The 20,808-nt window shown below is 72.2% G+C and carries 12 protein-coding genes; 11 read left to right on the top strand and 1 reads right to left on the bottom strand.

All coding sequences use genetic code 11. The annotated features are described in order from the left end of the window. The first annotated feature begins 1 nt into the window (after position 1). From mreD to AB0M39_RS14460, 8 genes are all read left to right on the top strand, one after another. Complete coding sequence (gene mreD / locus AB0M39_RS14495) at positions 2-676, top strand: rod shape-determining protein MreD (protein ID WP_365363943.1); 675 nt, start codon at positions 2-4, stop codon at positions 674-676. 13 nt (positions 677-689) lie between these two features. After that, positions 690-2,852 carry a penicillin-binding protein 2 gene (mrdA, locus tag AB0M39_RS14490; protein WP_365363941.1) on the top strand — a complete coding sequence of 721 codons (2,163 nt, stop codon included), beginning with the start codon at positions 690-692 and terminating at the stop codon, positions 2,850-2,852. A gap of 4 nt (positions 2,853-2,856) precedes the next feature. Beyond that, positions 2,857-4,059, top strand: a complete 1,203-nt coding sequence (gene rodA, locus AB0M39_RS14485; protein WP_365363939.1) for a rod shape-determining protein RodA — start codon at positions 2,857-2,859, stop codon at positions 4,057-4,059. A 49-nt stretch (positions 4,060-4,108) separates the two neighbouring features. Further along, positions 4,109-5,749, top strand: a complete 1,641-nt coding sequence (locus AB0M39_RS14480; protein ID WP_365363937.1) for a CYTH and CHAD domain-containing protein — start codon at positions 4,109-4,111, stop codon at positions 5,747-5,749. 51 nt (positions 5,750-5,800) lie between these two features. Beyond that, positions 5,801-7,729: a TIGR03960 family B12-binding radical SAM protein gene (locus tag AB0M39_RS14475; RefSeq protein ID WP_365363935.1), complete on the top strand. Its 1,929-nt coding sequence runs from the start codon at positions 5,801-5,803 to the stop codon at positions 7,727-7,729. A gap of 300 nt (positions 7,730-8,029) precedes the next feature. Next, positions 8,030-9,202, top strand: coding sequence for a hypothetical protein (locus tag AB0M39_RS14470; protein WP_365363932.1), 1,173 nt, complete (start codon positions 8,030-8,032; stop codon positions 9,200-9,202). Between the two features lie 125 nt (positions 9,203-9,327). Then, the gene (locus AB0M39_RS14465) at positions 9,328-10,107 is read left to right on the top strand and encodes a TIGR03936 family radical SAM-associated protein (protein WP_365363929.1); all 780 of its coding nucleotides are present in this window, start codon (positions 9,328-9,330) and stop codon (positions 10,105-10,107) included. 230 nt (positions 10,108-10,337) lie between these two features. Then, complete coding sequence (locus AB0M39_RS14460; RefSeq protein ID WP_365363927.1) at positions 10,338-14,318, top strand: Rne/Rng family ribonuclease; 3,981 nt, start codon at positions 10,338-10,340, stop codon at positions 14,316-14,318. A 123-nt stretch (positions 14,319-14,441) separates the two neighbouring features. On the opposite strand, the gene AB0M39_RS14455 is transcribed toward AB0M39_RS14460, so the two are convergent. Beyond that, complete coding sequence (locus AB0M39_RS14455; RefSeq protein WP_365363925.1) at positions 14,442-17,552, bottom strand: glycosyltransferase; 3,111 nt, start codon at positions 17,550-17,552, stop codon at positions 14,442-14,444. Positions 17,553-17,887: 335 nt separating this feature from the next. Here AB0M39_RS14455 and rplU point away from each other — a divergent pair, with 335 nt between their 5' ends. The 3 genes from rplU to obgE all read left to right on the top strand — a co-directional run bounded on the left by rplU (position 17,888) and on the right by obgE (position 20,052). Then, the gene (gene rplU / locus AB0M39_RS14450) at positions 17,888-18,208 is read left to right on the top strand and encodes a 50S ribosomal protein L21 (protein WP_016643790.1); all 321 of its coding nucleotides are present in this window, start codon (positions 17,888-17,890) and stop codon (positions 18,206-18,208) included. 14 nt (positions 18,209-18,222) lie between these two features. Continuing rightward, on the top strand, positions 18,223-18,480 hold the full coding sequence (rpmA, locus tag AB0M39_RS14445; protein WP_326649883.1) for a 50S ribosomal protein L27: 258 nt from the start codon (positions 18,223-18,225) through the stop codon (positions 18,478-18,480). A 135-nt stretch (positions 18,481-18,615) separates the two neighbouring features. Further along, positions 18,616-20,052, top strand: coding sequence for a GTPase ObgE (gene obgE, locus AB0M39_RS14440; RefSeq protein ID WP_365363922.1), 1,437 nt, complete (start codon positions 18,616-18,618; stop codon positions 20,050-20,052). Positions 20,053-20,808 lie beyond the last annotated feature (756 nt).

Genomic DNA, 20,808 nt, shown 5'->3' with positions numbered 1-20,808 from the left:
CATGCGTTTCAACCGGGTGCTGCTCTCCACGACACTCGTCGTGGTCGCCCTCGTCGTCCAGGTCTCCGTGCTCGCCCGCCTCCAGCTCCCCGGCGCCGTCCCCGATCTGCTGCTGCTCACGGTCCTCGGACTCGCCCTCGTCTACGGACACATGGCCGGCGCCTTCATCGGCTTCGGCGCGGGCCTGCTCGCCGACCTCGCCCCGCCCGCCGACCACGCCGCCGGCCGCTACGCGCTGGTGCTCTGTGTGATCGGCTACCTCGCGGGCCTGGTGAAGCCCGACAGCGGCCAGCTCAAGTCCGCCACCGGACCGATGCTGGTGGTCGTCGCCGCCGCCGTCGGCTCGACCCTGCTGTACGCGGGAGTGGGCGCGCTCGTCGGCGACACCGCCGCCCGCCATGTGGGTCTGGGCAGCCTGCTGTTCACGGCCGCCGTCTACGACCTGCTGCTCGCGCCGTTCACCGTGCCGCTGATCATGGGGCTCGCCAGACGTGCCGAGAACGATCCGCTGGCCGAGTCCTCGGGTGGCGGAGGCAGTGGCACGGACGTCGCGTCCGGCTGGCTCTCCTCCGGCACCGGGCTGCGCATCGGGCGCCAGCGGGGCGGACTGCGAGTGAAGGCGGCCAGGACGCGGGCCTCACGCGCCGGGCGTATCAAGGGAGTCAAGCGACTGTGACCGAGGGGGCAGCGTGAGCAACATTCCGGAGACCGGGCGGACCCCCCGGGTCCAGATCCGGCTGATCATCATCCAGGTACTCGTCTTCTCCCTTCTGCTCACCCTCGGCGGCCGGCTCTGGTACCTCCAGATCCGCAACGGCGACGAGTACACCGACGAGGCGAAGAACAACCACGTCCAGCAGGTCGTCCAGCCCGCCGTCCGCGGCTCGATCCTCGACGCCCGCGGCGTCCCGCTCGCCGACAACGAGACCCGGCTGGTCGTCTCCGCGTCCCGCACCGACCTCATGAAGATGAAGGACGACGGGGAGGCCGTCCTCACGCGCCTCGCCGGCGTCCTCGGCATGAAGCCGAAAGACGTCATGGACAAGGTCAGGCTCTGCGACGCCAAGACCCCCCAGCCCTGCTGGAACGGTTCGCCCTACCAGCCGATCCCGGTCACCGACGAGGCGACGCCCAAGCAGGCCCTCCAGATCCGCGAGCGCGCCGAGGACTTCCCCGGCATCACCGCCCAGCCCACCGCCGTGCGCCGCTACAGCGCGCCCGGCAAGACCAACACCGCCCAGGTCCTCGGCTACCTCTCGCCCGTCACCGACGAGGAGATCGAGAAGGCCAAGGACACGGACTCGCCGTTCCTCCGCTCCGACCAGGTCGGCCGCTCCGGCCTGGAGCGCACCTACGACAAGGCCCTGCGCGGCAAGGCCGGCGTCACCCGCTACGAGGTCGACAACCTCGGCCGGGTCATCGGCGAGGCCGAGCGGGACGAGGCCCAGGCCGGCGCCAACCTCGTCACCTCCATCGACGCGCGCGTCCAGGCGGTCGCCGAGTTCGAGCTCAACGACGCGATGAAGGAAGCCCGCAAGGGGTTCGACCGGAACACGAACGAGAACTACAAGGCCGACGCCGGCGCCGTGGTCGTCATGGAGAACAAGACCGGCCGGATCGTCTCGATGGCCTCCCAGCCGACGTACGACCCCAACGCCTGGGTCGGCGGCATCTCCGGCAAGGACTACGCGCGGCTGACCGGCAAGAACTCCAACTATCCGCTGCTCAACCGCGCGATCCAGGGCCAGGCGGCCCCCGGCTCGATCTTCAAGGTGATCTCCTCGACCGCCGCGGTCAACGCCGGGTACGAGTTCGACGGCGACTACCCCTGCCCCAGCTCGTACTCCGTCGGCGGCCAGGTCTTCAAGAACTTCGAGTCCAAGGGCTACGGCAGCATCAGCCTCGGCCGCGCCCTCGAGGTCTCCTGCGACACCGTCTACTACGGCCTCTCCCACCAGGAGTGGCTGAAGGACGGGGGCATGAAGCCGAAGAAGAACACCGCGGACTGGTTCTACAAGACCGCCCACCAGTTCGGCCTCGGCAAGGAGACCGGCATCGACCTCCCCAACGAGGTCACCGGCCGCGTCCCCGACCGCCAGTGGAAGCAGAGCTTCTGGGAGGCCAACAAGGACGCCTGGTGCAAGCAGGGCAAGAAGAACGGCACGTACGTCGAGAAGATCGCGTACGAGGGCTGCCTGGAGGGCAACCGGATAAGGGCCGGTGACTCCGTCAACTACTCCATCGGCCAGGGAGACACCCTCGTCACCCCGATCCAGATGGCCACCGTCTACGCGGCCATCGCCAACGGCGGCACCCTCTACAACCCCACCATCGGCAAGGCCGTCGTCAGCCCCGACGGCAAGTCGGTCGAGGAGATCGCGCCCAAGGCGCACGGCAAGCTGCCCATGGACGCCAAGACCAGGTCGCAGATAGACGAAGCACTCGCGGGAGTCACCACCCGCGGATCGGCCGCCTGGCGATTCGGCGGCTGGCCGCAGGACAAGATCCCGATGCACGCCAAGACCGGAACCGCCGAGGTCTACGGCAAGCAGACGACCTCGTGGTTCGTCTCGTACACCGACGACTACACGATCATCATGACGATCGCCCAGGGCGGCACCGGCTCCGGAGCCTCCGGCCCCGCCGTCCGCAACATCTACGAGGCGATGTACGGGCTCGACGACGAGGGCAGCCAGGACCTGAAGAAGGCCCTGCTGCCCCAGCCGCAGAAGGGGCTGCCCAAGATCCAGTCGGACGGCTCCATCGACGCCCCGAAGATCAAGCCGTACCAGCGGCCGAAGCCTCCGGCCGACAAGCAGCAGCTCGCGGGCCCGCCCGCGTGGAGGGACTAGCGACATGGCCGGCGCCAATGGCTTCTCCGTCTCCGGCTACGGGCCCGAGCGCGGCGGGCTCTGGTCGAGAATGAGCGCCCGCGACTCCGTGGTGCGCAGACTCGACTGGCCCATACTGCTCTGCTCGATCGCCCTCTCCGCCGTCGGCTCGCTCCTGGTGTGGTCGGCGACGCGCAACCGCACCGAGCTCAACCAGGGCGACCCGTACTACTTCTTCTTCCGGCACGCCCTCAACACCGGCATCGGCATCGCCCTGATGATCGGCACGATCTGGCTCGGACACCGCACCCTGCGCGGCGCGGTCCCGGTGCTGTACGGGCTGTCCGTCGTGCTCGTCCTGCTGGTCCTCACCCCGCTCGGCGCGACGATCAACGGCGCGCACGCGTGGATCGTGCTCGGCGGCGGCTTCTCCCTCCAGCCCTCGGAGTTCGTGAAGATCACGATCATTCTGGGGATGGCGATGATGCTCGCCGCCCGGGTCGACGCCGGCGACCTGGTCCATCCGGACCATCGCACGGTCGCCAAGTCCCTCGGGCTCGCCGTCCTGCCGATGGCCATCGTCATGCTCATGCCGGACCTCGGCTCGGTGATGGTGATGGCGGTCATCGTGCTCGGCGTGCTGCTCGCCTCCGGCGCCTCCAACCGCTGGGTCCTCGGACTCGTCGGCGCGGGCGTCGGCGGCGCCGTGCTGGTCACCGCCCTCGGCCTGCTCGACGAGTACCAGATCAACCGCTTCGCCGCCTTCGCCAACCCCGAGCTCGACCCGGCCGGCGTCGGCTACAACACCAACCAGGCGCGGATCGCGATCGGCTCCGGCGGACTGCTGGGCACGGGCCTGTTCAAGGGCTCGCAGACCACCGGCCAATTCGTCCCCGAACAGCAGACGGACTTCGTCTTCACGGTCGCCGGCGAGGAGCTCGGCTTCCTCGGCGCGGGACTGATCCTGCTGCTGCTCGGCGTGGTGCTCTGGCGGGCCTGCCGGATCGCGCGCGAGACGACCGAGCTGTACGGCACGGTCGTCGCGGCCGGCATCATCGCCTGGTTCGCCTTCCAGTCCTTCGAGAACATCGGCATGACCCTCGGCATCATGCCGGTCGCCGGGCTGCCGCTGCCGTTCGTCTCGTACGGCGGATCGTCCATGTTCGCGGTGTGGGTGGCGATCGGACTGCTCCAGTCGATCCGGGTCCAGCGACCGATAACGGCCTAGATCGCGCACAGGGCTGCCGCAAGACCGAATAGGGAACTAAATTCGGTGCATGGCGGACACCAAGCGCGAGATCGAGCGGAAGTACGAAGCCACCCCCGAGACCGAGCTGCCGGACCTGACCCGTGTGGACGGCGTCTCCTCCGTGCTGGACCAGGGCGTCGTCGAACTCGACGCCGTCTACTACGACACGGCCGACCTCAGACTCGCGGCCGCGGGCATCACCCTGCGCCGCCGCACCGGCGGCGCGGACGCCGGCTGGCATCTCAAGCTCCCGGTCGCGCCGGGCGTGCGGGACGAGATCGCCGCGCCCCTGTCCGACGAGATTCCACGCAGCCTCGCCGGCCTGGTGCACGCCCGCACCCGGGACGCCGAGCCGATCCCCGTCGTACGCCTGATCTCCGCCAGGGAGGTCCTCCATCTGGTCGACGCGGACGGGGCGCTGCTCGCCGAGGTGAGCAGGGACGCGGTCCGCGCGGAGCGGCTGTCGAAGGGCGGCGGCGGGCGCACGGCCCAGTGGGACGAGATCGAGGTCGAGCTCGCGGACGACGGGGACCCGGCGTTCCTGGACGCGGTCGACAAGAAGCTCCGCAAGGCGGGCGTGCGGCCGGCGGACTCGCCGTCCAAGCTGGCGAGGGCGCTGACGGAGACGGCCCCCGAGGGGCCCGGGAAGACCAAGAAGAGCAAGAGAGCCAAGGACTCGAAGGCGGCCGAGGACTCCGAGACGTCCACGGGCGAGCAGGCCCCTAAGGCGTCCACGGGCGGGAGGGCCGCCGAGGCCGACGAGGCCGACGAGCGCGCCGCGCCCGACAGCGCCGGCCACCACATCCTCGCCTACCTGCGCGAACAGGTAGACGCCATCCTCGCCTACGACCCCGCCGTCCGCCGCGACCTGCCCGACTCCGTGCACCAGATGCGCGTCGCCACCCGCCGGCTGCGCAGCGCGTTCAAGACCTACCGGAAAGTCGTCGACCGCACGGTCACCGACCCCATCGGCGAAGAGCTCAAGTGGCTCGCCGCCGAGCTGGGCGTCGCCCGCGACCAAGAGGTGCTCACCGAGCGGCTCAAGAGCCGCATCGACGAGGTCCCCAGGACGCTGCTGCTCGGCCCGGTCCGCGGCAGGCTGCGCATCTGGACGGGAGCGCACGGCGCGGGCTCCCGCCGCCGAACGCTCGCCGTCCTCGACGGCAAGCGCTACCTCGAGCTGCTGGACTCCCTGGACGCGCTGCTCGCCGACCCGCCGCTGCGCAAGGCCGCCGCGGGACCGGCCGCGCGGGTGCTGCCCGCGGCGGTCCTCAAGGACTACGACCGCCTCGCCGCCCGCGTCGAGCACGCCCTCGACCTGCCCCCGGGCCACGACCGGGACCTGGCCATGCACGACGCCCGCAAGGCCGCCAAGCGCGCCCGGTACGCGGCGGAGGCGGCGACGCCCGCGCTGGGCAAGCCCGCGAAGCGGTTCGCCAAACGGATGAAGGCCGTGCAGACGGTGCTCGGCGACCACCAGGACAGCGTGGTGGCGCGCGAGGCCCTGCGCGACCTGGGGATCCAGGCGCACGCGGCCGGCGAGTCGGCGTTCACCTGGGGACTTCTCTACGGCCAGGAGGAGGCGGCGGGCGCGGAGCGCGAGCGCGAGCTGCCCGAGGTCTGGCGGAAGGCGTCGGATGTGGATCTTCGGGCGGCGCTGAGCGGCTGAGCCTCGGGTTACGCTTGATGGTCACCCCTGCCAGCTCACGAAGGTCCGGAGATGTCTGCTGCCGAGTCTGTCTTCCCACAGCTCGAAGCTCTGCTGCCGCACGTGCAGAAGCCGATCCAGTACGTCGGCGGCGAGCTCAACTCCACGGTCAAGCCGTGGGACTCGTGCGACGTGCGCTGGGCGCTGATGTACCCGGACGCCTACGAGGTCGGGCTGCCCAACCAGGGCGTCATGATCCTCTACGAGGTCCTCAACGAGCGCGAGGGCGTGCTGGCCGAGCGCACGTACAGCGTCTGGCCGGACCTCGAGGAGCTGATGCGCGAGCACAAGGTCCCGCAGTTCACCGTGGACAGCCACCGCCCCGTCGGCGCCTTCGACGTCTTCGGGCTGAGCTTCTCCACCGAGCTCGGCTACACCAACATGCTCACCGCGCTCGACCTCGCGGGCATCCCGCTGGAGGCGAAGGACCGCGGCCTCGACGACCCGATCGTGCTGGCCGGCGGCCACGCCGCCTTCAACCCCGAGCCGATCGCGGAGTTCATCGACTGCGCGGTCATCGGCGACGGCGAGCAGGCGGTCCTGGAGATCACCGAGATCGTCCGCGCCTGGAAGGCCGAGGGCCGCCCGGGCGGGCGCGACGAGGTGCTGTTCCGGCTCTCGAAGACCGGCGGCGTCTACGTCCCGCGCTTCTACGACGTCGAGTACCTCCCCGACGGCCGTATCGCCCGCGTCGTGCCCAACCGCTCCGGCGTGCCGTGGCGCGTGTCCAAGCACACCGTCATGGACCTGGACGAGTGGCCCTACCCCAAGCAGCCCCTGGTCCCGCTCGCCGAGACCGTCCACGAGCGGATGTCCGTGGAGATCTTCCGCGGCTGCACCCGCGGCTGCCGCTTCTGCCAGGCCGGCATGATCACGCGCCCCGTGCGGGAGCGAAGCATCACCGGCATCGGCGACATGGTGGAGAAGGGCCTCAAGGCGACCGGCTTCGAGGAGGTCGGCCTGCTCTCGCTCTCCTCCGCGGACCACAGCGAGATCGGCGACGTCGCCAAGGGCCTCGCGGACCGGTACGAGGAGGACAAGATCGGTCTGTCCCTCCCGTCCACCCGCGTCGACGCGTTCAACGTCGACCTGGCCAACGAGCTGACCCGCAACGGCCGCCGCTCCGGTCTGACCTTCGCCCCCGAGGGCGGCTCCGAGCGCATGCGCAAGGTCATCAACAAGATGGTCTCGGAAGAGGACCTGATCCGTACCGTCTCCACCGCGTACGGCAACGGCTGGCGCCAGGTGAAGCTGTACTTCATGTGCGGCCTGCCCACCGAGACCGACGAGGACGTCCTGCAGATCGGCGACATGGCGGTCAACGTCATCGCCGAGGGCCGCAAGGTCTCCGGTCAGAACGACATCCGCTGCACGGTCTCCATCGGCGGCTTCGTGCCCAAGCCGCACACGCCCTTCCAGTGGGCCCCGCAGCTGAGCGCCGAGGAGACCGACGCGCGTCTTGAGAAGCTGCGCGACAAGATCCGCGGCGACAAGAAGTACGGCCGCTCCATCGGCTTCCGCTACCACGACGGCAAGCCCGGCATCGTCGAGGGCCTGCTCTCGCGCGGCGACCGCCGCATCGGATCCGTCATCCGCGCGGTCTACGAGGACGGCGGCCGCTTCGACGGCTGGCGCGAGCACTTCTCGTACGACCGCTGGATGAAGTGCGCGGAGAAGACGCTGCCCGACGTCGGCGTCGACGTCGCCTGGTACACGACGCGTGAGCGCACCTACGAGGAGGTCCTGCCCTGGGACCACCTGGACTCCGGTCTCGACAAGGACTGGCTCTGGGAGGACTGGCAGGACGCGCTGGACGAGACAGAGGTCGAGGACTGCCGCTGGACGCCGTGCTTCGACTGCGGCGTGTGCCCGCAGATGGACACGCACATCCAGATCGGCCCGACCGGCAAGAAGCTGCTGCCGCTGACGGTCGTCAAGTAGCGCACAGGGCTTGGAAGAAGGCCCGGCCATAGGGGCGCCCCCCTGGCCGGGCCTTTCTGCGTGCCGGGCACAATGGCCCAATGCCCCAGCTCATAGCCCCTGTCGTGCGTGCGCACGCGTCGTTCGGCGGTGCGACGCGGGGCCGTCTTTCCCGCCGCCGCGGCCTTCTCGTCGGCTGTCGGTCCGTCAACTCGGAGTCACGTACGGCGGTCGGGGCGAACGGCGGCCTCTTCGAGGGCGTCCGCGAGGCAGAAGCGCAGGTACGGGATCCGAGCGGGGCTGTGACGCGTCATGTCTGACATGAACTTCGAGAAGTCGCCTCAGCCGCCCCAGCCTCCTCAGAGGTACGGGAGCCACCAGGCGCCGGCGCACTACGAGCCGGGCGAGGGCTGTCTGACCACGGTCATCCGGATTCCGGTGCGGATCGTCGTGCTCGTCCTCGTCGTTCCCCTGCGGATGGTCTGGGATCTGCTCGTCGTCTGCGGCCGGGCGATCGACCGCGCGCTGCTGCGCCCACTGGGCCGCGCGCTGAGCTGGTTCTACGAGAAGGTCCTCACCCCGCTGGGGATGGGCGTGCTCTGGCTGGCCGTCTTCGTCGGCAAGGCGCTCTTCGTCTGGCCGTGGGTGGCGCTGTGGCGCTATCTCGTCGTGCCGGTGGTGATGTACGGGCTGGTCGCCCCGGCGGTGTGGATCTACCGCACGCTGCTCACCCCGCTCGGCCACGGGATCGCCTGGCTCGTCGAGAATCTGCTGGTCGCGCCCGTCGTCTGGATCTACCGGACGCTGCTGACCCCGCTCGGCCACGGCATCGCGACGGTGCTGGCCTTCGTCGGCAAGGCGCTCTTCGTCTGGCCGTGGGTCGCGCTGTGGCGGTATCTCGTCGTGCCGGTGGTGATGTACGGGCTGGTCGCCCCCGCCGTGTGGATCTACCGGTGGGTGCTGACCCCGCTCGGCCACGGTATCGCCGCAGTCTGCCGCGGAGTCTGGGCCGCGCTCGTCTGGCTGACGACGACCCTGCTCGTCGCGCCCGTGGTCTGGGTGTACCGGCGCGTCCTCGCCCCCCTGGGCCGCGAGATCGTCGAGGCGGTCCGCGTCGCCTGGCGCGTCGCCGGGTACATCTCGCGCGCCGTCGGCCGCGGGATCAAGTGGCTCGCCTGGAATCTTGTCGGGTGCCCGGCGCGTTGGTTCTACCAGAGCGTGTGCACCCCTGTGGGGCACGCCGTGCGCGACATGGTCTGGCGGCCGGCCAAGCAGGCCGCCGTCGCGGCGGGCCGGGCGACCCGGGACGCTCTCCGCTCGGCGGGCGAGATGGTCCGCCAGGCCCGGCGCGACGGCTGGCGCGCGCTGGTCGGCGGCCCCGTGCCGCCCGAGGCTGTGGAACCGGGTGTGCGTCATGCGCGTACTCTGGGTAGCACGACTACTGTTCCCGGCGCGGCGCCCGGACCCGAGATCTCCCTGCACAAGCAGGGGTGAGCCGGGCGGGCCCCGGGGAGCACACGCAACGCACCGAGGGCGGCGCGCCACCCGCGCCCGCCCCGCACCGAGGAGAAGAACCACTGGGCAAGCGACAGCCCGAAGGCCCGCCGCCCGCACCGGCGGTGCAGCGCATCCGACTGCGCTACACCAAGCGCGGCCGCCTCCGGTTCACCAGCCACCGCGACTTCCAGCGCGCTTTCGAGCGGGCGCTGCGCCGCGCCGAGGTGCCCATGGCGTACTCGGCGGGCTTCACCCCGCACCCCAAGGTCTCCTACGCCAATGCCGCACCCACCGGCACGGGCAGCGAGGCCGAGTATCTGGAGATCGCCCTCACCCAGCACCGCGACCCCGACAAGCTGCGCGAGCTGCTCGACGAGTCGCTGCCGGACGGGCTCGACATCACCGACGCCGTGGAGGCCCACACCTCCGGGCTCGCCGACCGGCTGACCGCCTCCGTGTGGGAGCTGCGGCTGGACGGCGTGGACGTCGACAGCGCGTCGTCGGCCGTCGCCGCCTTCCTCGCCGCCGAGACCGTTGAGGTCGAACGGCGGACGAAGAACGGCATGCGGACCTTCGACGCCCGCGGCGCCGTCGCCGAGCTGCAGGCACTTCCTCCCCAGGCTGATAGGCCCGGGGTCGGGCCCTGTGCGATACTGCGGCTGGTTGTTCGGCACGTGACACCTGCCGTACGACCCGACGACGTCCTGTCTGGTCTCCGAGCTGTGGCCGACCTGGCGCCGCCGGTCCCCGCAGCGGTGACCAGGCTGGCGCAGGGGCTCTTCGACGAGGAGTCCGGCACGGTGACCGACCCGCTCGCGCCCGACCGCGAGGCAGTCCTGGCCGCCCCACCCAAGGCCGCCGAGACCGCCCCAGCGACGGCGCCCGAAGGTCCCGCCGCGTAAGGACAGTCGTTGTAGCGCAGCCCTGGTACTCGGGAGCCACCTGGGTCGGGCCGCGCAAGACCAGGAGACTTTCGCCAGGCCGTGCGTACATCGCGTACGGAACCGGCGAGCCATACATCAGCTCCCGTGCGGCGCCCGCGCCCCGGACGGCGGGGCCGCGCACATCACGCGGCCGCCGGCCGGACCGGATCAGGCGCGGCGCCCGGGAGCGTGACGGGAGAACCGCCCGCATGCTCGAGAACGAATCCGGCACCGCCGGAGAGACCGAGAACAATTCCCCCAGCGACACGCTGCCGCCTCGCCGTAGGCGTCGCGCCGCGTCGCGTCCCGCGGGTCCGCCGTCGGCGGCCGCGGGCGAGTCCGCGGAGGTCACGGAGACCTCTGCCGCCGCCGCTGCCGAGACGGGGTCCGCCGCTGCTTCCGCCGCCGCCGAGCCGGAGGCCGCCTCTGCTGAGGCCCCTGCGCCGCGTGCTCGTCGTCGTGCGACCCGTAAGGCGACCGCGCCTGAGGCTGAGGTTGCCGCTGAGGCTCCTGTGGCCGAGGTTGCCGCTGAGCCGGAGGCCGAGGCCGCTGCTGAGGCTCCTGCGCCGCGTGCTCGTCGTCGTGCGACCCGCAAGGTCACCGCGCCTGAGGCTGAGGTAGCTGCTGAGGCCCCTGTGGCCGAGGTTGCCGCCGAGCCGGAGGCCGAGGCCGCTGCTGAGGCTCCCGCGCCGCGTACGCGTCGTCGTGCGACCCGTAAGGCGACCGCGCCCGAGGCTGAGGTTGCCGCTGAGGCCCCTGTGGCCGAGGTTGCCGCCGAGCCGGAGGCCGAGGCCGCTGCTGAGGCCCCTGCGCCGCGTACGCGTCGTCGTGCGACCCGCAAGGTCACCGCGCCCGAGCCCGAGGTAGCCGCTGAGGCCCCCGAGGCCGTCGCCGAGCCGGAGGCCGCTGAGGCCCCCGCCGAGGCGCCCGCTGAGGCCCCCGCGCCCCGTGGCCGCTCCCGCCGCCGTGCCTCCGCGCCCGCCGGCGCCCCCAAGACCCCGAAGGCCGCCGAGGCCGGCGCCGAGGAGACCGAGCCCGAGGACGGCGAGAGCCTGCCCGCCGACGCGGTCGCCCAGATCGCCTCCGAAGAGGCCGAGGTCGCCGCCGCCGAGAAGGCCGCCACCCGTGGCCGCTCCCGCCGCCGGGCGGTCTCGCCCGAGTTCACGGCCCAGCCGGCGCAGGCCCAGAAGGCGGAGAAGCCCGCCAAGGCCGAGAAGGCCGAGGAGAAGTCCGAGGCCCCCGCACGCGGCCGTCGTGCCGCGCGGCCCGCCGTGGCCGTCTTCCAGGCGCCGGTGTTCACCGAGCCGATGTTCCAGACCCCGGAGACGGCCGCCGCCGCGGCCGCCGCCGCCGTGGCGGAGCAGGAGGAAGAGGAAGAGGACGTCGTCGAGCCGGTCGCCGAGACCGTCGCTCCCGAGCCCGCCGGACGCCGCCGTCGCCGTCGCCGCGGTGAGCAGGCCGAGCCGGTCGAGACGCCCGCGCCCGCCGCCGCCGAGGAGCCCGAGGCCGAGCCCGAGCAGGCCGCCGAGGCCGGCGAGGGCGAGGAGTCGGACGAGTACGAGGACCGCCCGTCGCGTCGCCGCCGCCGTGGCGGCCGTCGCCGCCGTCGGGGCGAGAGCGCCGAGTCCGACGAGAGCGGCGAGGAGCAGTCCGAGGAGCCCGCCGCCGAGGAGGCGCAGTACGACGAAGAGGGCGCCGAGGACGAGGAGGGCGACACCGAGACCCCGTCGGCCGCCGGCACCAGCAGCAGCCGTCGCCGTCGCCGCCGTCGCCGCCGCAGCGGCGAGCCCGGGGGCGAGGAGGAGTCCGCGGGCAGCGACCCGGAGCGCACGGTCGTCAAGGTCCGTGAGCCGCGCGCCCCGCGCAAGAGCGACGAGCCGTCCGACGAGGTGCAGTCCATCAAGGGCTCGACCCGTCTGGAGGCGAAGAAGCAGCGCCGCCGCGAGGGCCGCGAGCAGGGCCGCCGCCGGGTGCCGATCATCACCGAGGCGGAGTTCCTGGCGCGCCGCGAGGCCGTCGAGCGTGTGATGGTCGTCCGCCAGCACGGCGACCGCACCCAGATCGGCGTCCTCGAGGACAACGTGCTCGTCGAGCACTACGTCAACAAGGAGCAGTCGACCTCGTACGTCGGCAACGTCTACCTGGGCAAGGTGCAGAACGTCCTGCCGTCCATGGAGGCCGCCTTCGTCGACATCGGCAAGGGCCGCAACGCCGTCCTGTACGCCGGCGAGGTCAACTTCGAGGCGCTGGGCATGGCCAACGGCCCCCGCCGCATCGAGGCCGCGCTCAAGTCCGGCCAGTCGGTCCTGGTCCAGGTGACCAAGGACCCGATCGGCCACAAGGGCGCGCGTCTGACCAGCCAGGTGTCCCTGCCCGGCCGCTACCTGGTCTACGTGCCCGAGGGCTCGATGACCGGCATCAGCCGCAAGCTGCCCGACACCGAGCGCGCCCGGCTGAAGACCATCCTCAAGAAGATCGTTCCCGAGGACGCGGGCGTCATCGTCCGCACCGCCGCGGAGGGCGCCAGCGAGGACGAGCTGCGCCGTGACGTGGAGCGGCTCCAGTCGCAGTGGGAGGAGATCCAGAAGAAGGCCAAGGGCGGCGGCAGCTCGAACGCCCCCACCCTGCTGTACGGCGAGCCGGACATGACCGTCCGCGTCGTGCGCGACATCTTCAACGAGGACTTCTCGAAGGTCATCGTCAGCGGCGACGAGGGATGGGAGACCATCCACGGCTACGTCTCGCACGTCGCGCCCGACCTGGTCGACCGCCTCCAGCGGTGGACGAGCGAGGTCGACGTCTTCGCGACGTACCGCATCGACGAGCAGCTGATGAAGGCGCTGGACCGCAAGGTCTGGCTGCCCAGCGGCGGCTCGCTGGTGATCGACAAGACCGAGGCCATGGTCGTCATCGACGTCAACACCGGGAAGTTCACCGGTCAGGGCGGCAACCTCGAGGAGACCGTCACCAGGAACAACCTGGAGGCGGCCGAGGAGATCGTGCGCCAGCTGCGGCTGCGCGACCTCGGCGGCATCGTGGTCGTCGACTTCATCGACATGGTGCTGGAGTCCAACCGGGACCTGGTCATGCGGCGACTGCTCGAGTGCCTGGGCCGGGACCGTACGAAGCACCAGGTCGCCGAGGTCACCTCGCTGGGCCTGGTCCAGATGACCCGCAAGCGGGTGGGCCAGGGCCTGCTGGAGTCCTTCTCCGAGACCTGCGTCCACTGCAACGGCCGCGGCGTGATCGTCCACATGGAGCAGCCCACGTCGGCCGGCGGCGGTGGCGGCAAGCGCGCCAAGAAGCGCGGCCGCGGCGGCGCCGACCACGTCCACGAGGTCGAGGCCGTCGAGACCGAGGCCGAGTCCGAGGCGGAGCTCGCCGCGGAGGTCGCCGCCCCGGCGGCGCTCCCGGAGCCGGAGTTCGTGCCGGACGAGGAGCTGTACAGCAGCGCCGCCGAGGCGGAGGCGGCCGCAGGACGCGGTCGTGGCCGTCGTCGGGCGACCCGCAAGGCGTCTGCCCCGGCCGGCGCCCCGAGGAAGGCCGCGGCGGCGGAGATCGTCACGGAGCCGAAGGCCGAGGCTCAGGCCCCGGTCGAGGCCGCCGCCGAGGCCGTTGTCGAGGCGCCCGTCGCCGAGCCGGCCGTAGAGCCCGAGGCCGCGCCCGCTCGTGGCCGTCGCCGGGCGACCCGCAAGGCGTCCGCTCCCGCCGGCGCCCCGAAGGCCGCCGAGCCGGAGATCGTCATCGAGGCCAAGCCCGAGCCGGCCCCCGAGGCCGAGGCGGCGGTCGAGGCCCCTGTGGCTCCTGCGGCCGAGGCGGCCCCGGTCGCGGCGCCGCGTGCGCGCCGTCGGGTGACCCGCAAGGTCACCGCCCCCGCGGGCTCGCCCTCGGGCGCCGAGGAGACCGCGATCGTCGTGGTCCCCGCGGCCGCGGAGGCCAAGCCCGAGCCCGCAGCCGAAGCCCCGGCCGAGGCCGCGGCCGACGTCGACGCCGAGGCTCCCGCTCCGGCCAAGAAGGCGGCTCGCAAGACCGCCAAGAAGGCCACGGCGAAGAAGGCCGCCGCCAAGAAGACGACGGCGAAGAAGACGACGACGGCGAAGAAGACGGCCGCGAAGAAGGTCTCGAAGAAGACCGCGGCCGCCGAGCAGACGTCGCTTCCGGGAGTGTCCGCGGACGCGTCCGGTTCGTAGGCCTCGCTCGCGGGTCTGGTGACCGCGGTCGTCGCACTCGGCACGAAGGGCGGTGGCCCCCTCCTCGGAGGGGGCCACCGCCCTTTTCGTACGCGAGTCTCGTACGCGGGGCTCTGCCGGCCCTCAGCCGCGGCGCAGCCGACGGACCACCCGTCGCAGCAGGCTCGGCTTGGGCGTGGGCTTCGCCGGGGCCGGCTTCGGCGGCTTGGGCACGGCGACCCGCAGGGAGAGGTCGCCGTGCGGCTTGGTCCAGTACGGCGTGATGCGCCGGTCCCGCTCGGTCGGGTGCGCTATGGCGGCGAGCTCCTCGGGGACCTGGGGACCGCGCCGGGCGCCGAGCCGGGCGGACTTGGTCCAGCCGAGCGCGCTCAGGCGCACGGACAGGTCCCAGACGCCGTCGCCGAGGGGTGCGCCGCCGACCGCCGTCGCCGGGTCGAGCCGCGCCGTTCCCCGTACGGTCAGCGGGCTGTCGCCGTCCGCGCCGCGCACGGTCGTCTCGGTGCGCAGCCGGTACTCGGCGCCGCTGCCGCGCTCGCGCAGCACCAGCACCGCGGTGGCCTTGCCCGGGGCGGCGCCGCCGGTCAGCGGCTCGCCGGCGAAGCGGTCGAGCAGGCCCTGGGGGAGTCCGGCCGGGGCGAGCGCGTACTGCCCGGGGCTGGTGGCGGCGACCCCCACCGGGCCGTCGGCGGCGTGGAGTTCGGCCTCGAAGGCGAGGTGAATCGTTTCTCCCTGCTGCCGGGACAGATCGCCCTGCTGCCAGGACAGCTCGTCGAGGCGGACCCGGCCCGCGACCGAGTCCTCCCAGGCGGCGAGAGCCACCAGGTCCTCCAGCCGGTCGTCGGCGATCAGGCCGACGGCCAGCCGCCGTGAGACGGGCAGCCCGCCGATCGCGCTGTCGGAGACGCCGGCGGCGAGGACCGTGCGGATCTCCTGGAACAGCTCGCGCCGGGCCTCCTCGTCCAGCTCCAGCAGCCGCTTGCCGCTGAGCCGGTCGAGCATCTCGACCCGCAGCCAGCGCCGGTGCAGCCGGTCGCGGGCGGGGCCGGGCTCGCTCAGCCGGTTCGCGGTCTCCAGGACGGTCCGCAGGGCGGTGTAGTACGCGCTCCACGCCGGGGCGGGCGCGGCCTTGGCGGGGCCGTAGTGGTAGCAGACGTACGAGCCGAGCACCGCGGTGCGCAGCGCCCGCAGATAGGCGACGACCGTGAACTCCTGCTCGGCGAGCGGCCGTCCGCCCTCGGGGAAGCGCAGGCCGTGCGCGGCGAGCAGGTCCCGGTGGAACAGCTTGTTCGCGGTGAGGCTGTCCGCCAGCGGGTCCTTGGCGAGGCTCGCGTCGGGCCGGTCGCGCACGAAGAGCTCCCGCGGCACGGCCCGGCCCTTGCCCGCGAGCTTGCCGGCGACGACGTCGGCGTCGTGCTCCATGCCGTACGCGTACATCCGCTCCAGGGCCTCGGGGGCGAGCCTGTCGCCGGCCTCCATGAACAGGACGTACTGGCCGCCGGCCGCGTCGATCCCGGCGTTGCGGGGGTCGGCGCCGGAGGGGACCGCGCTCGCGTCGACCTCGACCACCTCGACGTCGGCGGCCGGCAGCGACTGCGCGGCCAGCGAGGCGAGGGTCTCCTGGACGGCCTCGGGCGCGGCGCCGGCGGTCGGCAGGACCACGCTCACCTTCGGGCCGCGCGGCGCCGGCGCCGCGTCGGTCGCGGCGATCTCGATGCTCAGCCCGTCCTCGGCGAGGACCGGCCGTATCGCGCGGCCGTCGACGACCTCGGGTCCGGCCGTCGCCAGATCCTCCGCCCTGCTCTCGCCCAGGCGCGCATAGCGGTCGAAGCCTGCCCCGGTGAGCCGGATCCGCAGCTCCCACACGCCGTCCTCCAGCGGGCCGCCGCCCGCGGCCCGGCGCGGGTCGACGGCGACGACGCCGCGCACGACGGGACGTACGAGCACGGTCCCCTCGGCGTCCGGCTCGCCCTCCTCCTGGAGGTCCAGGGACGCCTTCTGCGGCAGCGCCCACAGGTGCGCGGTCTCGGTGTGCCGCAGCTGCACCTCGGCCTTGAAGCTCTTCAGCTCGTCCGTGACGTCGACCAGCTCGTCGAGGACGCCCTCGGTGAGCGCGGGCGCGTAGTAGTAGCGGTCGCCGCGGCGGGCCAGCACCAGGCCGGGGCCGCCGGGCTCCTCCTCGAAGCGGGCGGTGAAGGAGGCCCGGACGCGCTCGCGGCCGAAGGAGACGCCTTCGAGGGCAGAGCGGGCCTTGAGGTCGTACTGGCGGCGGGTGAACTCGGCGAGGTCGCCCTGCCGGTTCTGCCGCAGCAGCGTGGAGCGGATCCGCTGGCCGGCGTTCATGCCGTCGTGGACGCCGTCGGTGACGAACTCCTCGGCGAGCTCGCGGACGACCTCGAAGGGGTCCTCGGTGAACGGCGGGTCGTGGGTCACGCCCCGCGCCGGGACGCCGAGCCTGCTGAGCATCTCGCCCCGGTAGAAGCGGCGCAGCAGCCTGTCCCGCTGGGGGCCGGGCTCGGTGCCGTCGACGACGGTCCGCATGACCTCGCGCAGGTTCCCGTAGTACTCGCGCGGCTCGAAGGCGCGGGCGCCGCTGTTCCCCTCGTCCTCGCGGGCCCAGTAGTAGTACGAGACGTGGTCGCCCGGGATCGAGACCACGGCGGCCTTGAGGTAGGAGCGGACCATGAACAGCTGGTCCTCGAGGATCCAGGGGCCCTCGGGGTGCACGATCTGGTTCTCGCGCAGGAACGCGGTGCGGAACATCTTGTGCGGGGTGAGGCTGTCGACGAGCGGCGCGTTCCACACGGTGCAGGACTCGCGGGCGCGGCTCATCAGGGCGTGGGCGACGCCGCGGGCGGTGAAGTTGCTCGCGGCCTTGCCGATCACGATGTCGGAGCCGTTGCGCCGGGCGGTCTCGTACAGCCGCTCCAGCGCCTGGGGCGCCATGCGGTCGTCGTGGTCGAGGAACTGGACGTACTCGCCCCTGGCCTGCTCGACGCCGACGTTGCGGGGCTTTCCGGGCCAGCCGGAGTTCGGTATCCGGACCACGCGGAAGTGCTCGTGCTCGGCGGCCAGGCCCTCCAGGAGGGCGGGGGTGTCGTCCTTCGAGCCGTCGTCGACGAAGAGGACCTCGAATTCCTCGGGCGGCAGGGACTGCCTCAGCATCGAGTCGATCAGCGGTTCGATCAGCTTCCCCGAGTTGTACGTCGGGACCACCACGGTGACCTTGACGGTCATCCCCCACCCCATATTTTCTTTCCACGCATGCCGATCCCCGCATGCGGACCACGCGCTCCTCACGCCAGATTCACGGACTGTACACAGGCTCGAACGCGCGGCCGAGCGTGGGATCATGGGGTCGGAGGCAGGGTGAGGGGCGGGGACCCGGTTTGACCCGCCGGACGGCGGCCCGTAGCCTTGACCCTCGGCGTGTTTCCTTTATGCGCCCATCCCTGAGCAACTCCCTCCCGGTCCGCCGGGAGAGGCCGCTCGTCCATTCGGATCACTCCGGGCCCCGGCCCGTGTGAGCGGCTGGCATCAGGGGTTCCGTCCCGAGTGAGAGAGAGATCCGCGTGTACGCCATCGTGCGCAGCGGTGGTCGCCAGCACAAGGTTGCTGTCGGCGACATCGTTGAGGTTGACAAGATTTCCACTGCCAAGGTTGGCGACACGGTCGAGCTCTCGACCCTGCTCGTTGTCGACGGCGAAGCCGTGACCAGCGACCCGTGGGTGCTGGCCGGCATCAAGGTCACGGCCGAGGTCGTGGACCACCACAAGGGCGCGAAGATCGACATCCTTCGCTACAAGAACAAGACCGGCTACCGCCGCCGCCAGGGTCACCGTCAGCAGTACACGGCGATCAAGGTCACCGGTATCCCCACGGCTGCGAAGTAAGGGACTGAGGAGACATGGCACACAAGAAGGGCGCATCGTCCACTCGGAACGGTCGCGACTCCAATGCTCAGCGGCTCGGCGTGAAGCGCTTCGGCGGTCAGGTCGTGCTCGCCGGTGAGATCCTGGTCCGCCAGCGCGGCACCCACTTCCACCCGGGTGCGGGCGTCGGTCGCGGTGGCGACGACACCCTGTTCGCGCTGAACGCCGGTGCGGTGCAGTTCGGCACCCACCGTGGCCGCAAGGTCGTGAACATCGTTCCGGTCGCCGAATAAATTCGGCCGCTGTAGAGCGATTTTCTGCGAGGGCGGACTTCGCTTCCCGGCATCGGGAAGCGGGTCCGCCTTTCGCGTGTTACCCGTAAGACATTCCGTACAAAAACTGTCCGTACGTAACTGGAGGCACACCCCATGACCACCTTCGTGGACCGCGTCGAGCTGCATGCCGCCGCGGGTAACGGAGGCCACGGCTGCGCCTCCGTTCACCGGGAGAAGTTCAAGCCGCTCGGCGGGCCCGACGGGGGCAACGGCGGGCGTGGCGGCGACGTCATCCTGGTCGTCGACCAGTCGGTGACCACGCTGCTCGACTACCACCACAGCCCCCACCGCAAGGCCACCAACGGCCAGCCCGGCGCGGGCGACAACCGCTCCGGCAAGGACGGCCAGGACCTGGTCCTGCCGGTCCCGGACGGCACGGTCGTCCTCGACAAGCAGGGCAACGTGCTGGCGGACCTGGTCGGCCAGGGCACCACCTTCGTCGCGGGCCAGGGCGGCCGCGGCGGCCTGGGCAACGCGGCGCTGGCCTCGGCCCGCCGCAAGGCGCCCGGCTTCGCGCTGCTCGGCGAGCCCGGCGAGTCGCGTGACGTCGTCCTCGAGCTCAAGACCGTGGCGGACGTGGCCCTGGTCGGCTACCCGAGCGCGGGCAAGTCCTCGCTGATCTCCGTCCTGTCCGCGGCGAAGCCGAAGATCGCGGACTACCCCTTCACGACGCTGGTCCCGAACCTGGGCGTCGTCACCGCCGGCTCGACGGTCTACACCATCGCCGACGTGCCGGGCCTGATCCCGGGTGCGAGCCAGGGGCGGGGCCTGGGCCTCGAATTCCTCCGCCACGTCGAGCGCTGCAGCGTGCTCGTGCACGTCCTCGACACGGCGACGCTGGAGTCGGACCGCGACCCGCTCTCCGACCTCGATGTGATCGAGGAGGAGCTGCGGCAGTACGGCGGGCTGGACGACCGGCCCAGGATGGTCGTCCTCAACAAGATCGACATCCCCGACGGCCAGGACCTCGCGGACATGATCCGCCCGGATCTCGAGGCGCGCGGCTACGAGGTCTTCGAGGTCTCCGCCGTGGCGCGCACGGGTCTGAAGGAGTTGTCCTTCGCGCTCGCGGGCGTCGTGGCCAAGGCGCGTGCGGCGAAGCCGAAGGAGGAGGCGACCCGGATCGTCATCCGCCCGAAGGCGGTCGACGACACGGGCTTCACGGTGGTCCAGGAGGAGGACGGCCTCTTCCGGGTGCGCGGCGAGAAGCCGGAGCGCTGGGTGCGCCAGACGGACTTCAACAACGACGAGGCCGTCGGCTACCTCGCGGACCGTCTCAACCGCCTGGGCGTCGAGGACCAGCTGATGAAGGCGGGCGCACGGTCCGGCGACGGCGTGGCGATCGGCCCCGAGGACAACGCGGTCGTCTTCGACTGGGAGCCGACGATGATGGCGGGCGCGGAGATGCTCGGCCGCCGAGGCGAGGACCACCGCCTGGAGGCCCCCCGCCCGGCCGCGCAACGCCGCCGCGACCGCGACGCGGAACGGGACGAGGCGCAGAAGGAGTACGAGGGCTTCGAGCCCTTCTAGCGCGTTTTGCTCAGGCGGGCTGGGACGGCTGGTTCTCGGCGGCCGCTTTCTCGCGGGTGGCGGCGGGGTGCCTGGGCTGGGGCGCCGGGGCCAGCCTCGCTGGGGTCCGGGGCGGTGCCGTGGGTCTTCGGCTGGGGGCTGGTGCCGTCTCGGGTCCGGCGTGCCGGGCCGGCCGGTTCCTGGCGTCGCCCGCAGGCCGGGGCGGCGCCCGGGTCCTCGGCTGGGGGCTGGTGCTTCCTCAGGTGTGGTGGCCCGGCACTGGGCCGGGGCCCAATCCCGCCTCGCCGGGGTCTCCCCGGACGGTGTACTGGGGCGGCGCCCCTGACCGGTGCCGTCTCGGGTCCGGCGTGCCGGGCCTCGGAGGCCGGTTCCCGCCCACGCCCGCCCGGGTCCTCGGCCGGGGGCTGGTGCCTCCTCGGGTGTGGTGGCCCGGCACGTGCGCCGGGGCTCAATCCCGCCTTGCTGGGTCCCCCCGGACGGTGTCTGGAGCGGTGCCCCCTGGCCGGTGCTGTCTCGGGTCCGGCGTGCCGGGCCTCGGAGGCCGGGGCGGCGCCCGGGTCCTCGGCCGGAGGCCGGTGCTTGCCGTGTGGTGGCCCGGCACCGGGCCGGGGTGCCCAAGCCGGCCTCGCTAGGAGTTCCCCCGGACGGCGTCTGGGGCGGCACCCCCTGACCGGTGCCGTCTCGCGCCCGGCCTCGGAGGCCGGTTCCCGCCAACGCCCGCAGGGCGGGGCGGCGCCCGGGTCCTCGGCCGGAGGC

This window comes from Streptomyces sp. NPDC051907 (assembly GCF_040681075.1).
Lineage (GTDB): Bacteria > Actinomycetota > Actinomycetes > Streptomycetales > Streptomycetaceae > Streptomyces.
The sequence above is the reverse complement of the archived record's forward strand: the minus strand, read 5'-3'. Positions and strand labels throughout refer to the sequence as shown.

Excerpts from the sequence above, each read along its gene's own strand:
- mreD (WP_365363943.1), top strand. The coding sequence starts at position 2 with ATGCGTTTCAACCGGGTGCTGCTCTCCACGACACTCGTCGTGGTCGCC.
- rodA (WP_365363939.1), top strand. The coding sequence starts at position 2,857 with ATGGCCGGCGCCAATGGCTTCTCCGTCTCCGGCTACGGGCCCGAGCGC.
- AB0M39_RS14480 (WP_365363937.1), top strand. The coding sequence starts at position 4,109 with ATGGCGGACACCAAGCGCGAGATCGAGCGGAAGTACGAAGCCACCCCC.
- AB0M39_RS14475 (WP_365363935.1), top strand. The coding sequence starts at position 5,801 with ATGTCTGCTGCCGAGTCTGTCTTCCCACAGCTCGAAGCTCTGCTGCCG.
- AB0M39_RS14470 (WP_365363932.1), top strand. The coding sequence starts at position 8,030 with ATGAACTTCGAGAAGTCGCCTCAGCCGCCCCAGCCTCCTCAGAGGTAC.
- AB0M39_RS14460 (WP_365363927.1), top strand. The coding sequence starts at position 10,338 with ATGCTCGAGAACGAATCCGGCACCGCCGGAGAGACCGAGAACAATTCC.
- AB0M39_RS14455 (WP_365363925.1), bottom strand. The coding sequence starts at position 17,552 with ATGACCGTCAAGGTCACCGTGGTGGTCCCGACGTACAACTCGGGGAAG.
- rpmA (WP_326649883.1), top strand. The coding sequence starts at position 18,223 with ATGGCACACAAGAAGGGCGCATCGTCCACTCGGAACGGTCGCGACTCC.
- obgE (WP_365363922.1), top strand. The coding sequence starts at position 18,616 with ATGACCACCTTCGTGGACCGCGTCGAGCTGCATGCCGCCGCGGGTAAC.